The organism is Candidatus Paceibacterota bacterium (genome assembly GCA_035438625.1).
GTDB lineage: Bacteria > Patescibacteriota > Minisyncoccia > Phycocordibacterales > DAORIS01 > DAORIS01.
The window spans coordinates 22,440-36,565 of sequence record DAORIS010000008.1 but is presented as its reverse complement, the minus strand read 5'-3'; the positions used below and the strand labels follow the sequence as shown (position 1 = coordinate 36,565).

Annotated in this window: 22 protein-coding genes and 1 tRNA gene; 2 read left to right on the top strand and 21 right to left on the bottom strand. The window is 42.0% G+C overall.

Features of this window, described 5'->3' with window-relative positions; translation table 11 throughout:
* From PLF31_03520 to PLF31_03490, 7 genes are all read right to left on the bottom strand, one after another.
* The coding region (locus PLF31_03520; GenBank protein HRH26505.1) for a glyceraldehyde 3-phosphate dehydrogenase NAD-binding domain-containing protein at positions 1 to 1,001 on the bottom strand (1,001 nt) is incomplete at its 3' end.
* Between the two features lie 19 nt (positions 1,002 to 1,020).
* Positions 1,021 to 1,530 (bottom strand): DUF192 domain-containing protein, encoded by a 510-nt coding sequence (locus PLF31_03515; GenBank protein HRH26504.1) that lies wholly within the window; start codon positions 1,528 to 1,530, stop codon positions 1,021 to 1,023.
* Between the two features lie 3 nt (positions 1,531 to 1,533).
* Entirely contained in the window at positions 1,534 to 2,082 is a 549-nt protein-coding gene (locus tag PLF31_03510) for a hypothetical protein (protein HRH26503.1), read from the bottom strand.
* 33 nt (positions 2,083 to 2,115) lie between these two features.
* A complete protein-coding gene (locus PLF31_03505) occupies positions 2,116 to 3,057 on the bottom strand; it encodes a TPM domain-containing protein (protein HRH26502.1) in 942 nt (313 codons plus the stop codon).
* 14 nt (positions 3,058 to 3,071) lie between these two features.
* Positions 3,072 to 3,665, bottom strand: coding sequence for a LemA family protein (locus PLF31_03500; GenBank protein ID HRH26501.1), 594 nt, complete (start codon positions 3,663 to 3,665; stop codon positions 3,072 to 3,074).
* Between the two features lie 121 nt (positions 3,666 to 3,786).
* Entirely contained in the window at positions 3,787 to 4,092 is a 306-nt protein-coding gene (locus PLF31_03495) for a hypothetical protein (protein ID HRH26500.1), read from the bottom strand.
* Between the two features lie 135 nt (positions 4,093 to 4,227).
* Positions 4,228 to 4,866, bottom strand: a complete 639-nt coding sequence (locus PLF31_03490; GenBank protein HRH26499.1) for an MBL fold metallo-hydrolase — start codon at positions 4,864 to 4,866, stop codon at positions 4,228 to 4,230.
* A 57-nt stretch (positions 4,867 to 4,923) separates the two neighbouring features.
* Between PLF31_03490 and PLF31_03485 the strand changes: the two genes are divergently transcribed.
* Both PLF31_03485 and PLF31_03480 read left to right on the top strand, forming a co-directional pair.
* Positions 4,924 to 5,361: a VOC family protein gene (locus PLF31_03485; GenBank protein ID HRH26498.1), complete on the top strand. Its 438-nt coding sequence runs from the start codon at positions 4,924 to 4,926 to the stop codon at positions 5,359 to 5,361.
* A gap of 4 nt (positions 5,362 to 5,365) precedes the next feature.
* Positions 5,366 to 5,815: an SRPBCC domain-containing protein gene (locus PLF31_03480; GenBank protein ID HRH26497.1), complete on the top strand. Its 450-nt coding sequence runs from the start codon at positions 5,366 to 5,368 to the stop codon at positions 5,813 to 5,815.
* A gap of 61 nt (positions 5,816 to 5,876) precedes the next feature.
* Here the strand turns inward: PLF31_03480 and PLF31_03475 are convergent.
* From PLF31_03475 to PLF31_03410, 14 genes are all read right to left on the bottom strand, one after another.
* Positions 5,877 to 5,963, bottom strand: a tRNA-Ser gene (locus tag PLF31_03475).
* Positions 5,964 to 6,133: 170 nt separating this feature from the next.
* Positions 6,134 to 7,030 (bottom strand): M48 family metalloprotease, encoded by an 897-nt coding sequence (locus PLF31_03470; protein HRH26496.1) that lies wholly within the window; start codon positions 7,028 to 7,030, stop codon positions 6,134 to 6,136.
* Positions 7,031 to 7,041: 11 nt separating this feature from the next.
* Positions 7,042 to 7,602 (bottom strand): LemA family protein, encoded by a 561-nt coding sequence (locus tag PLF31_03465; GenBank protein HRH26495.1) that lies wholly within the window; start codon positions 7,600 to 7,602, stop codon positions 7,042 to 7,044.
* 53 nt (positions 7,603 to 7,655) lie between these two features.
* Positions 7,656 to 8,231 (bottom strand): type II secretion system protein, encoded by a 576-nt coding sequence (locus PLF31_03460; GenBank protein HRH26494.1) that lies wholly within the window; start codon positions 8,229 to 8,231, stop codon positions 7,656 to 7,658.
* 9 nt (positions 8,232 to 8,240) lie between these two features.
* Positions 8,241 to 8,531 (bottom strand): hypothetical protein, encoded by a 291-nt coding sequence (locus PLF31_03455; protein HRH26493.1) that lies wholly within the window; start codon positions 8,529 to 8,531, stop codon positions 8,241 to 8,243.
* 66 nt (positions 8,532 to 8,597) lie between these two features.
* Positions 8,598 to 10,235: a chaperonin GroEL gene (gene groL, locus PLF31_03450; protein ID HRH26492.1), complete on the bottom strand. Its 1,638-nt coding sequence runs from the start codon at positions 10,233 to 10,235 to the stop codon at positions 8,598 to 8,600.
* Positions 10,236 to 10,250: 15 nt separating this feature from the next.
* Positions 10,251 to 10,571: a co-chaperone GroES gene (locus PLF31_03445; protein ID HRH26491.1), complete on the bottom strand. Its 321-nt coding sequence runs from the start codon at positions 10,569 to 10,571 to the stop codon at positions 10,251 to 10,253.
* A 103-nt stretch (positions 10,572 to 10,674) separates the two neighbouring features.
* Entirely contained in the window at positions 10,675 to 11,031 is a 357-nt protein-coding gene (locus tag PLF31_03440; protein ID HRH26490.1) for a YggT family protein, read from the bottom strand.
* A 21-nt stretch (positions 11,032 to 11,052) separates the two neighbouring features.
* Positions 11,053 to 11,547: a hypothetical protein gene (locus PLF31_03435; protein HRH26489.1), complete on the bottom strand. Its 495-nt coding sequence runs from the start codon at positions 11,545 to 11,547 to the stop codon at positions 11,053 to 11,055.
* Positions 11,548 to 11,619: 72 nt separating this feature from the next.
* On the bottom strand, positions 11,620 to 12,525 hold the full coding sequence (gene thyX, locus PLF31_03430; GenBank protein HRH26488.1) for an FAD-dependent thymidylate synthase: 906 nt from the start codon (positions 12,523 to 12,525) through the stop codon (positions 11,620 to 11,622).
* Positions 12,526 to 12,597: 72 nt separating this feature from the next.
* Positions 12,598 to 13,047, bottom strand: coding sequence for a dUTP diphosphatase (locus tag PLF31_03425; protein ID HRH26487.1), 450 nt, complete (start codon positions 13,045 to 13,047; stop codon positions 12,598 to 12,600).
* Complete coding sequence (locus PLF31_03420; protein ID HRH26486.1) at positions 13,031 to 13,234, bottom strand: hypothetical protein; 204 nt, start codon at positions 13,232 to 13,234, stop codon at positions 13,031 to 13,033. Before PLF31_03420 ends, PLF31_03425 begins: the two co-directional genes overlap by 17 nt.
* A gap of 16 nt (positions 13,235 to 13,250) precedes the next feature.
* The gene (locus tag PLF31_03415) at positions 13,251 to 13,670 is read right to left on the bottom strand and encodes a hypothetical protein (GenBank protein ID HRH26485.1); all 420 of its coding nucleotides are present in this window, start codon (positions 13,668 to 13,670) and stop codon (positions 13,251 to 13,253) included.
* A 129-nt stretch (positions 13,671 to 13,799) separates the two neighbouring features.
* The gene (locus tag PLF31_03410; protein ID HRH26484.1) at positions 13,800 to 14,126 is read right to left on the bottom strand and encodes a hypothetical protein; all 327 of its coding nucleotides are present in this window, start codon (positions 14,124 to 14,126) and stop codon (positions 13,800 to 13,802) included.

The following is a 14,126-nucleotide window of genomic DNA, read 5'->3' as shown; positions in this document are numbered from 1 at the left end:
TACCCCATTTCATTGTCATACCACGCAAGCACTTTTACGAGATTTCCATCCGCAACACGTGTGAATGCCAAGTCAGCAATAGATGCGTACTTGCTTCCCTTAATGTCTGATGAGACAAGCTCTTCTTCTGTCACAGCAAATGTATTCTTCCAACGATCACTCTTTGCAGCTTCCTTGAGAATTTTATTCACTTCTTCTGCAGTAGTATTTTTCTTTGAGATAAATGTAATGTCTACAATAGATCCAACAACTACCGGTACGCGGATAGAAATACCATCGAATTTCCCAACAAGGTCAGGAAGAACCTTTGTCACAGCAATTGCTGCACCAGTTGATGATGGAACAATGTTTTGTGCAGCAGCACGTCCTTCTCGTAGGTCTTTCTTGTTTGGACCATCGACAATTGATTGACTCGCAGTATATGCATGCACGGTGTTTAGAAGTGCTTTTTCAATTCCAAGTACTTCGTGGAGGATCGCCATAAGTGGGCTACCAGCGTTTGTTGTACATGATGCGTTAGAAGAAATCTGGCATGTAGAAAGTTTCTCATCGTTAATTCCCATGAGCACTGTTCCGCCCTTAATATCACCTGTTGGTTCATCTTTAACTGGAGCACTGATAACTACTTTCTTTGCACCTGCATCAATGTGTGCTTTTGCCTTTTCGTAACTAGTGAAAAATCCAGTTGATTCAACTACTACATCAATATCCATTTCTTTCCACGGAAGTGCTGATGGTTCTTTCTCTGAAACATACTGCACCGTATGTCCTTCTATTGTTATAGACTTCTTGTCTTCTGCAACCTCAATATCAAACGGACTAACTCCATACGCTGTGTCGTACTTGAGTAGATACGCAATATTATCAATAGAACCTAGATCGTTTAATGCGACCACTTCAAGCTCAGGGCGTGAGCGAGCTACTTTATAAAAAGCCCTTCCAATTCTTCCAGCGCCGTTAATAGCTACGCGAATCTTTTTTCCGTGTGTGTGTGCATTCATAGAGAACAGTATATCGTACCTATTGCTGCTGTGTACCCCGCACTTTGACTATGTCACCTACCATAAGCCCACTTGAAGCAACCGTACCTGACGCGACTTCGATTACATAGCGAGCGTCAGCGTTAGGTGTAAATGCTTGTTCTGGATATGTCTCTGGTGCAACTCCAGTTTCAACATGAACCACTTTCCCAGTCTCATCGAGCCAAACAATATCAAGCGGCACAAGCATATCTTTCATCCACATACTCCAGCGTCCAGGAGCTTCGAAAACAAACACCAATCCTTCGTTCATTGGAATATGTTGCGTACCTGAATAACCCAGTGCTCTGTCTTCAAATGTTTCTGCATATCGAACAGAAATAATTTGTGAGCCAAACTGAATTGATGAATCATTTCGTACTAATGATTCATCAACAGTATTTTTATAGGAAATACTTTTTGTTGGATAGAGTGCAAAAACTATTGCAGCGGCGACCACAAGAAGAATCAGGATACTGAGGACAAGGATTTGTAGTCGGCTGAGACGCATAGATTATTGAGCGGCAGGACTTGCTACTTCAAGCATAATCTCTACAGGAATGCGGATACTTTTATCATTCTCAGGAAGTCCTGATGGATTATCATTTTTAAATACAAGAAATGCATCGATAGTCTCAAGTGACGCGGGGAGTCCAAGTTTTGTTTTAATTTCACTTAGATCAAATGACAACTTTCCAGTCCATGGAACAACATCCTCGGTCATCCATGAATATCCTTCATCAACACTTGCATATGTTTGATACAAAACGGTTCCAGAAGCACTGACAAGTTCAAGTCCTGCAGTGTTTTCAAAAAACCAATATCCAGGAGACATTCCTCGGACCACAAAACCAGCCATGATTTCCTGACCTTGTCGTGGAGACGTGATTGTTGGAGTACTTGTAGCAACTGGCTCATCAACATATTTGTCATCAGTGTGATCCACAGTTGTTGTGGCCTGTCCATGATCACCCGAAAGATCAATCCATCCTTCGTGTGAAGCAACCATTGTAAATGCCGTTCCAGCAGCAAGGATTACTAAAATCCAAAATAATAATTTCATATAGATATAGTACCAGTTATGTATACGCACACGCTACCACCTACCACTTGCGCCACCTCCACCTGATGATCCACCTCCAAAACCACCGAATCCTCCTCCGCCACCTCCAAAGGTGCTCCCCCCACCAAACCCTCCAGGTGGCACCCATCCACCAAAACCCCCCTTTCCTTTTCCTCCGCCAAGTTTCGAAAGTATGAAGTCAATTACAAATCCGATTATTGCAAGTATGAACGTAATAATTGCGCCACCAACAAGGGAGCCGAGCAAAAATGTACCGATTCCAATTCCCAAGAGTGTTCCAACTAATCCTCCAAACCACCACGACTTTGTCCCCGCCATAATTCCACCAAGCACAGGTACTGCAAAAACCAAGAGTGGCAAGAGTACGTTGAAGACTACATCCATAACTCCCGATGGCACTTCTGGAATTTCACCTGTCTCGGTTACTGGTTCCTTGGTTGTACCGGTTGGAGTTTCTTCAGTTCCGGTATCAACTTTAACTGCGTCGATAATTGCAAGTGCTCCTTTTTCAATACCAAGCCCATAATTTCCTGCTGAAAATTCAGGGACAATTACATTCTGAATAATCCTGCCGCTTTCTGCGTCAGTTAAGTCTCCTTCAAGTCCATACCCAACCTCAATTCGTAATTCCCTATCTTCAACGCTCACAAGGAGTAACGCACCTCGATCAGTCTGTCTGCTTCCAATACCCCATTCACGATACAAATCTGTTGCATATGTCTCAACATCAGAGTCGCCGAGATTAGGAACCGTTACAACTGCAATCTCTGCGTTAATTGCTGAACGCTCAGCATCCAATCGTTCATTGAGGCGAGTCTCAATATCTGCAGGAATAATCTCTGCAAAGTCCGAGACAATATCAATTGGTCGCGCTGGAACATCAGCTGCGTACACTACATACCCATACGCACTTATAGCAATGGTGAGACAAAAAATGTATGCGGTACGAGTCATGTACTACCTAGAAATTATGAAGAGAAATCAACTGTTGGTGCCAACTCTGTACCTTGTGCTGATTGGAAATATCCCTTCTCACTAAATCCGAATAGTTTTGCATACACTACTGTTGGGAATGATTTTGTAACAGTGTTGTACTCCTGAACTGATTGGTTGAAATCACGTCGTGAGGTTGCAATACGGTTTTCTGCTCCTTCAATCTGAATCTGAAGATCTCTAAAGCCTTGTGTTGCGGTTAGTTGTGGGTAATTTTCTGCAACAGCGAGCAATCGTCCGAGTGTTGAACTAACTTGTGACTGAGCTGCTTCATACGCTGCGATAGATTCTGGTGTTAGGTTGTCAGCGTCAATTGTAACTGCTGTAGCACGTGAGCGAGCTTCAATGACATCTGTAAGTGTCTTCTGCTCAAAGCCAGCTGCTCCCTTTACTGTATTAACTAAGTTTGGAATCAAATCAGCACGTCTCTGATAGTTTGTTTCTACTTGTGCCCATGCACCTTCGACGTTCTGGTCCAATTTTACAATCTTGTTATACCCGCCAATAAGTATCCCTCCTACAATTACCACCAGGGCGATGATGATAACGACTATTGTTGTTTTTTTCATATATATCTATTATATGCGCCAAAAACCAGAGCGCAATCATATCGAAAATTTTAATGCAAAGAAAAAGGCCTCGAGGAAAGTATAACTTTCATCAAGGCCTAATGTTTCAAATCGTGAAACTCTAGTTGGGCTTACTGGAGTTGTTGCGTTCTGACATGTACTCAGCGAGTCGGTTGTCAGTACCGATACTGCCGAAGAACGGTTCATCACTCTTAACAGGACGATCTTGTTTCGGTGCCGGGAAAGACTGCCTGGTAACCTCCTTATAGACAGGCGCTGTCGGCATTTGCCGAGATTCCTTTTTCTTTGACTGAGGCCTTACGGGCTCTTCATCGACACGACGTGCTGCCAAGTCCTGCAATTTTGCTACAGTAATCATTGAAGCAGTCATGCCGGCAAAACCGATGGTTCCAAAGTTAGAATTCATTACATCTCCAGTTGAAGGAACGTGTAGCTAGCACATGCCAGCATTTCTCACCTCTATTTACCATTATATCATAGTATACGGTATAAGTCAAATACCGCAGCATGGCCACACAGAGCCATTATACAAAGTATTTACCTATAACTCTGTTTCCTTCCCGAGTTCAAGGGCAACAAATTGGATACCTGCTTTTGGTAAAAATAGATCAGGTAATCTGACGGTAATACCTGTTTTTCTTACCAAATTTCCATCGTGGACCGGAAATGCTACTCGTGGCTTTACAGAAAGCACATACTCCATTGCTTCAGAAATTTTGCACCACGGTGCTGTCACAGGGAACGCTAAAATATCAACTGGCACCTCTGGGTTATAAAACGCATCTCCTGGATAAAATAGTTTGTCATCAAACATGTATCCAGTATTTTCAACTTGTTCATATTCAACATAAATGGGAGCATGTTTCAGACCGTGTCCTGTAATTGTAACGTCTCCGATTGTTATCGATTCACCATGCGCTACTTTTGTATAAGGGATAGATTCTCTATCAAGTATCTTCCCCACTGATTCATTTGAAATAACCTGTGCGCTAGGATTATTTACAAGTATAGTCTTTAGCGATTGAACATGTAAATGATCAGTGTGTTCGTGACTAATAATCACCGCATCAATATTTGTTACTGAATCCTGTTCAGTCGTGTAGTTGCCTGGGTCAGTTAAAAATCGCTTTCCACGAATTTCAATGACGAGACAGCAATGGCCCAATTTAGTGATTTTCATATAGTCATTATATTCCATGTTGGTATACTGAAATATTACCAGTAACCATTTTCACCTATGGCCAGAGTAAGTACATATTTGAACTTTAAAAACCAAACTGAAGAAGCGTTTAATTACTACAAGACAGTGTTTGGAACTGAATTTATAGGAGAAATTAATCGTTTTGGAGAAGTTCCAAAAACAAACAGCATGTCTGAGATTAGCGAGGAAGAAAAAAATCTTGTGATGCACGTTGCCCTCCCTATTTTGGGTGGACACATCATTATGGGAACTGATATGCCTGAATCAATGGGCTTTCCATTAAAAGAGGGAAACAGCATGTATCTTACACTTGAACCAGATTCCCGTGCTGAAGCAGACAGATTATTTACAGCACTTACCGATGGCGGAAAGATTGAAATGCCAATGCAAGAAATGTTTTGGGGAGATTATTACGGATCATTCACTGACAAGTTCGGTGTTAAGTGGATGATTAATTGTTCAAGTAAGCAATAATTTTATGCACAAAGTACATTACTCAGTTTTTATTAACGCACCCAAAGAAAAAGTATGGGGTGCCATGCTTGAAGACGGTACGTATCGTGAGTGGACGAAAGCCTTTCATGAAGGTTCGTATTACAAAGGTACATGGGAACAAGGCTCAAAAATTTTGTTCTTGGGCCCAAATGGCGATGGAACTGAAGGAGGAATGGTGAGCATGATTGAAGAAAACAGACCGTATGAGTTCATCTCAATCAAACACCTGGGAATCGTATCAAACGGGGTTGAAGATACAACTAGTGAGGCAGCAATGAAATGGGCACCAGCATTTGAAAACTACACGTTCACAGAAAAGGACGGTGGCACTGAGCTTACAATTGATTTGGATATTGATAGCGAAAATGAAGACCAGTTCAACGGCATGTGGCCAAAAGCACTTAAAGCACTGAAAGAATTAGCAGAGAAATAACAATTTCTTACATATAAAAACCACTGGCAAACGTCAGTGGTTTTTATTTTTCCAATTTTTGCGGAGAGAGAGGGATTTGAACCCTCGGTCCGGTTGCCCGGACACACGCTTTCCAAGCGTGCGCACTAGACCGCTATGCGACCTCTCCAATTGCGAACACAATAGCATAAAAAACTAATACAAATAAAAAAGGCAGTGGCCTCGGTAGAGAGAATCTTGGGCAATTCTCTACCAAAAACCACTGCCTCAGGAGGGGAGGATCGTTTCCAAAAAGGATCGTACTTCTATATCGTACTCCTTCGTCAAAGAGATGCAAGTCTATAATGCCATTTCTCTCAAACGCTTTATACGCTCCTCTGCTGGCGGGTGTGTTGCGAATAACCCTGCGATAAACTGCCCTGCTCCACGTTTTTTTCCGTAAGGGTCTGAAATAAACAAGTGTGCAGTTGAGTTATGAACCGACTTAAGTGGCAATGCATATGATGAAATCTTTCCAAGTGCCGATGCTAGTCCTTCTGGATAGCGCGTTAAGAGTGCACCTGTTGCGTCCGCAAGATATTCGCGACGACGTGATATTGCGAGTTGGATAATTATTGCCGCAAACGGTGAAAGTATGAGAAATACAATTCCAATAATATACATGATTGGATTATGTTGTTGGTTGTCACTCCTTCCTCCAAAAAACAATGAGCGTGTAAATAGGTCCGCTAAAATAGACACCATTCCAACAAGTGTCACGACAATTGTCTGGAGTAGGATATCTCTGTTACCAATATGTGCCAGCTCGTGTGCAATGACCCCTTCGAGCTCCTTACGATCCAACATTGAGAGAAGCCCTGCGGTTACCGCAACTGATGCATGCTCCTTATTTCTACCTGTAGCAAAGGCATTTGGGGCCGCATCGGGAATTATATACAGGTTTGGCTTTGGTAAACCTGCAGTAATAGCAAGGTTTTCAGCTATGTTATGGAACTCAGCAAACTCATCCTTTGAAGCCGGCTTTGCTCCCGAAAGACTTAGTGCAACCTTGTCTGAAAACCAATAGCTGAAAAAGTTCATGAAGAAACTTAACGCCACTGCACCATATAAGATTCCTGGAGAGTTATATATTTGAGAGACGACAAATCCAATAGCAATAATGCCAGCAAAAAATATGGCCATGAGAAGCCAGGTCTTAGCAATATTTGAAGACCGATGTGTATATATCGTAGCCATATATAGATTAATTAAAAAGACACCTTTGGAAGTTCCTTCTCGGGTGAGCCGTCAACAAGTTCAAAAAACCCAACCTTTTCAAACGTAAACCAATTTGCAACCAAGTTTGATGGGAATGAATCAACAGTGATGTTTAGATCTCGAACATTGCTGTTATAAAAGCGTCGTGCTGCTTGAATCTTGTTTTCTGTATCAGACAACTCCCTTTGTAATTCTAAGAAATTCTGGTTTGCTTTCAAGTCTGGGTATGCTTCAGCGACCGCAAACAACGACTTCAATGTTCCACCGAGTTCAGCTTCAGCAGCTGACTTTTCTTCAACATTTCCAGCACCAATTGCCTTTGCACGTGCTTCTGTTACATGTTCAAATGCTTCGCGCTCATGTGTAGCGTAGCCCTTAACCACATTTACCAAGTTAGGGATAAGGTCGTACCGGCGCTTAAGCTGCACATCAATATCCGCCCATGCTTCTTTGATTCGGACAATAAGTGTCACAAACCGGTTATAAACCGCAACAAGCCAACCAATCGTTACGAGTAAGAGTACACCTACGATAATTAAGAATAAAACCATAAGTAAATTATACCATTTTTACATGGAAAAACTAGAGCTTTTTTACTTCTACCCTAGACACCAAAACAATATTGGTTAGTAGGAGGGTTAAATGAAGTATCTTGCACCCCATCATAATAAACCTCTATATTATATAAAGGTAAATCTATTTTCTGTGCTGAAGATAAAACTTTAATCATGTATTTTTTAATCTCTTGACCACCACAATAGAATTTATATTCAATTTCCGGAGAATCTCGATTCCACCACACAGGAGAAATAAATTCATATCTATATGTAGTACCACCTTTTGTTGGTATTGGTATGGAACTAATATAGCCTGCAGTAACTAAGGGTGTAAGAGCTGTTACAAAAGATGCTCCTGTCCCGGTAATCGAAGTTATCATGGATAACGAACATGGAGGTGGTGGATCATCGAGTGTGGTTTCACACAAATACGAACCATTCTTTTCTTCATATAAAGCCATTGCGTTTCTAATTGCCAGTAGCGATGTAGTATCTCTTGAATACAACGCTCGTGTTCTCGCTCGATTTAAAGATGTAAGAACAATACTTGACAGTAATCCAACTATTGCGATTACCACCATTAATTCTATGAGCGTAAAACCTTTTTGAAATTGTTTAAACATATTAATATATTACTGTGTTTTGATGCGTGCAGCATGTATTTCCATTAATGTCTCTGCGGTAGATTTTACTGGAGCATTTGCTTGTAATTTATTTGAGTACATAGAAACAACCGGTATCGCAACCGCTGAAATAATTGCAATCACAATAAACACAACAAGTATCCTGTCTGCCTGGTACTCATTCACACCTATACCAATCGCAGCTAACATTCTCCCCATTCCTGAACCCTTTTTTTGATTAACTGTAAATAAGGGACTTTGTGCCGAAAAATCTACTTCATCGAACTGTACGTCTGACATAGTGTAAGTATATCGCACCAAAACAAAAAAACCCCAAATTGGGGTCTTTTTTGTGAATATCGAATATTAATACTCCATTCCTCCCATTCCAGGGTTTCCAGCTGGCTTTTCTTCCTTTGGTTCTTCTGCAACAGCAACTTCTGTGGTTAGAAGAATTGCAGCAGCTGACGCTGCATTCTGTATACCACTACGTGTCACCTTTACAGGGTCAATGATTCCTGCCGCTAGCATGTCTGGAATCATAATATCAAGTAGTGCATCGTATCCTGAGTTACCCTTTCCCCTCTTCACTTCTTCAACAATTACTGATCCATCATCCTTTCCTGCATTAATTGCAATTTGTCTAAGTGGAGCTTCGAGCGCTTTAAGCACGATGTTATATCCAATCGCAAACTCAGCACTAAGCTTTTCTTTTTGTGAAGAGACTCGTACCTTCTCAGCTGCTTTGATGAGCGCAACACCTCCTCCAGCAACAATTCCTTCTTCAATCGCTGCCTTTGTAGCATTAACTGCATCTTCAATCTTAAGCTTGAGGTACTTCATCTCCGTCTCAGTTGCAGCGCCTACACGAAGTACAGCCACCCCACCAGATAATTTTGCGATTCGTTCATCTAACTTTTCAATATCATATTTAGCATCAATCTGATTTCGTTGCGCCTTAAGTTGGACCACACGCTTATCAATATCAGATCGCTTTCCTTTTCCTCCGACAATAACTGTCTTATCTTTTGTTGAAACAATACGTGTCGCACGACCAAGCGCAGTGAGCTCGGTATTTTCAAACTTAAGTCCAACTTCTTCAGAAATTACTTTCGCACCAACTGTTGTCGCAATGTCCTGGAGCATATCCTTCTTTCGATCGCCATATCCTGGTGCCTTGATTGCAAGAACATTAAATCCCCCACGCAATTTGTTTAGCACAAACGTTGAAAGTGCTTCACCATCAATGTCTTCTGCAATGATGACAAGTTCTTTTGCACCAGACTGTGCGATCTTTTCAAGTACCGGGAGGATTTCTTTTATGAGAGAAATCTTTTTGTCTGTAACAAGGATAGGAACGTCTTTATATTCTGCCTCCATGCGCTCGGTGTTCGTGATCATGTACGCAGAAATGAAACCCTTATCAAATTCCATTCCCTCTACTACTTCTGAGGTAAATCCAATAGACTGACCTTCTTCAACAGTAACCACACCATCCTTTCCTACCTTATCAATCGTGTCAGCAATAATGCGACCCAAGTCTTCTGACTCGGCTGAAATAGTTGCTACTTGTCGAATTTCCTCTTTTGACTTAATTGGCTTTGCAATTGATTTAAGTGCATCAACCACATCTGCAGCGGCGCGTTCAATTCCCGCCTTAATACCCATGGCATTAACCCCCATAGTTGTATGCTTCATGCCCTCTGAGATGATGGCGTGTGTAAGCACTACTGAGGTTGTAGTACCGTCTCCAGCAGCATCATTGGTTTTTGTTGCAACTTCTTTGATGATCTCAGCTCCCATATTTTCGAACTTGTCTTTAAGGACAATTTCTTTTGCAATAGACACACCATCATTTGTTACTGTTGGACTACCGTATCCCTTATCTAAGACCACATTTCGTCCTCTCGGACCAATAGTAATTTTTACCGCGTGTGCAACTGTGTCCACCCCTCGCTTGAGTGCCTTACGTGCATCTTCGTTATAGAGAATTGTTTTTGCCATAGATGATTATTTCAGTTATTTGATTACCGCCAAAATTGCGCTTTCTGTCACTAGATAATATTCATCACCTTCGTGTTTAATTTTTGTGCCCCACTCAAAAAGGACACTGTCCCCGGCTTGCACCTCAGGTGGCACAAGTTTGCCGTCATCGTATTTACCCTTACCAACAGCAACAACCGTACCTTGTTTTGCGCCACGGTCTTCAGACGCACCATCCGGAATGATGATTCCTGATGCAGTCTTTCTGTTTTCTCCTGGAGCAAGTTCACGGATGAGTACCCGGTCTTGCAGCGGCTGGATACCTATCTTTGATCCTTTTTGTTTGTTGTCTTTCATGTGTACAGAATAATTTACACCAACCAGTAACGCCCAGTTGGTAGGCTAATAATCGCGGCAGTATTCTACCTATTTCCACCTTTTGGTGTCAACGCACCGAAAACTATACTTCTTTGTCTAGTTTTGCTGATGCTTCAGCGCCTGAAACTGGCTTGCTGACAACAAAGAGTCGTACGATGATTGCAGCGAGTACCCAGTATGCAAACATCGCCAAAAGTGTTGACCACTCAAAGACACTTCCTTCAATGAGACGGCTCTGTCTAAACACAGTTAGGAATGGAACAACGAACGGATATGAAAGTGTGTAAATAAATTCAGTAAACCCTGCTCCTGGATTTGCACCAAGAAGACGCAGCGCGAACCTAAACGCTAACAACACTTCAATCACATAGAGTATGTACCAAACGATCTGTGCACCTTTGTATAATGGCTTGCTCTTATTTACATCTACGTAGTCCATAGTATTTTATTTATTTTATAATTACGGCTTCACTGAAACAGTAAACCTAAACGAATAATCTGATGTTTGCGGATCAAAACCACTGACACTTTCCGGAGATACTGCTGAAAGTGTAATAACATCACCTGATACGGTTTCTGCTTCACCGAGCGTGAACTCTACTGTAGTTGTATCACGTGCAGAGGTTACCGTCGCCTTGACCCGTACAGTACCCATCTGAATACATTGCACATCAATTGGACAACGACTATCTTCAACAATTTCTATAGGTTCTACTTTTATCCCATATGCGGATACACCTACTCCTACACTCGTATCGATTACCATGCTTTTAGTACCCGTTGCTGCAGTATTTTCTCCTTCAATAACATCCTCTGGTCCTCGCTGCGGAATAACATCCGGTGGACCATACTTACTATTGTTATACGCACGGACTGATAACACTATAATTAGTAGCACCACCACAACCACCCCGACAAGTATCTGAATACGTCTTTTGTTTTGATTGTAAGGCATATAAAAAATATACCACTCTTCTTGATAGAAAAAAGACCCGGGTGCTATACCGGGTCAAATCTATATACACACTCAAGCACCAACCTGTCCTGTGGGAATTCCAAGTTTTTTCTTCTTTTCCTCCCACTCAGCGATCTCACGCTTGTTTTCAGTTTTAAGTGGTTGCCCACTATTCATCGCTTCAATCTCGAGCCGTGTTAAGTGCATTCCTTCAAGATCATAGTCAATGAATGCCGCTGCCGCAGCTGGAACAATCGACTGAATTAGCTCATACATTGCATTTGCAAAGTCCTGGATCTCCTGCTGTGCATGCGCATCCATTCGAAGACTCAAGAATCGACATATGTTGTGAAGATCACACTTCCAGTACCACTCGGTGTAGACACTGACTGGTAAGGCGATTCGGGCAAGTTCACGGCTAACTCCTTTCTCCATCAATTTATTGTAATCACCGTATAACGCTTCTGCACGAGCGAGATAGTCGAGATATTCTTGTGCTGTTCCAACATCAATTGTTTCATCACCCCCTTGCTTATTGGTTGTGCTTTGCTCTCGCACACCGTCTATTCCAGGCCGATAGAAACGATCCTTGACGACACTGTAACGCGCAGAATACTCGTTGACATTTGCTGTTCGATGTCGAATCCATTGCCGTGCAACAAATATCGGCATGACACAGTGGAACTTAAATTCCACCATTTCAAATGGAGTGGTATGTCGATGTCGTGCAAGATATCGAATGAGACCAATATCTTCTGTGACTTGCTTTGTTCCTTCCCCGTAACTGACGCGAGCTGCTTGCACAATTGCAAAATCAGCAAATTTACCTACTGGAACAAGACGAGGCATGACGTCACATAACGCAATCATGCCGTGCTCGTGGACTTTAATTTCCCAACGACCAGCTCCACCCATCACATCTTGAAGTGGTGTTTCTGGTTTGATCCGATTGATCGCACTTACTGTTCTAGCACTCATAAAACCTCCCATGAAAAAGATAAAGAACCTGTTAGTCGGCAATCTAGCAACTTACCGAGGCATTGTCGAACCCTAGTCTCTAAAGCCTGAAGCTTCTTCCGAGGTGGCTTTATATCCACCATTACCTGCATTCCCGAGTGACTCTTGTTCTTTCCAGGTTACCGATTCAAACTTAACAATCATTCCTTGAGCTAACCGCTCTCCTTTTGCAACTTCAATTGACTTGTCAGTGAAGTTATAGAGTTCAATTAACACCTCATCTTTATCTCCACAATAGAACGGATCAACAACCCCAACACCGTTTGCTGACATGAGTCCTTTTTTCCACGGAGTGCTGCTGCGGACAAAAACCAAAAGCGCATACCCATGAGGGATTGCAAGCGCAAAATTCACTGGCATTAATTTTATTTCACCAGGAGCTATAGTTGCTGCTTCTCTACAAAAAAGATCAAAGCATGCTGCACCAGGTTTATATTGTGGAAGTGGTACTGACTGATCAAACCGCTTAATTGGAAGCTCCATGTGAGAGGTCATTTACGATTTGAACTCGTCGTTCAATAATTTCGATGATGACGTCCATAAATGCATCAACTTCTCCTTCATCAACGCTTGTAAACACCTCTTCTTTCATCTCCTTAATAGTTTTTGGGTTAAGCAAAAGCGCAGGGTGCTCAATGAGGGACAATAATAGTTTCTTCTTCTCTTCCATAAAATATGTTGTGGGGTTACGCAGCAATACCCTGCATAAGACCCTGTGTGAAGGCAGACTGAGTACCCTTCTCTAGGTCGGTAACCTCCACACTAACACCATGCTGTAATGAATCAAGTACCTCTGTTGATACAGCACTAAATTGCTCAGCACCTTTGGTCAATGCTTCTTCGGCGGAAGTTATGAGATACCCACCTAATTTTTCATGTGCTTTCCTAAGAACAACACCAGAAACATCAGCAAACTCATCGATTACCTGCTTAGTCTGTTCAATTACTACTGACTTTCCCTCTATCGTTTCTGCATACCGTATTTTGTTCGCAAGATCCGCTCCTTGCTTATGAAATAGCTCCGCAAATGCTGGACCACCCTCTACCAACACTCTTGCCTTTTCCAACCTCTGCTCGACTTCCAAACCGACATTTTCGTATGACATGGTGATTATAAATTGCGGATTAATATATCCGTTATCATACAATGTTTTTAGTTCTGCAACTATGTAAAAAGTAACAAAACATAACTCTATTGAGGTCGCAAGAGCACGCGGAGGAAAAGATGCCGGAAATCAGAACGTACCCAGTAATCTCTCTGCTTCAGTAAGGTCTTGAGGTGAATTGACCTTAATCCATTTATCGGTTTCAAGTACTTTAACTTTTGTTCCGGTGTCTGTGATGAACTTAAAAAACGTGTGCGGTAGTCCCCACTCTTGTTTATTGTGCAGTTGAACAGGGTCAGTTTTAAATATTTCCTTTTTAAATTTATACAGGCAAATATCAAGAAGAATTTCACCAAATTCTCCATTGTCATCAAATCGCACATCCTGTAAATACCCTTGAGCATCAGCAACCACATCGAGCGTTGTCGGAAAACTCTGCGCTCGTGTTACCGTCAT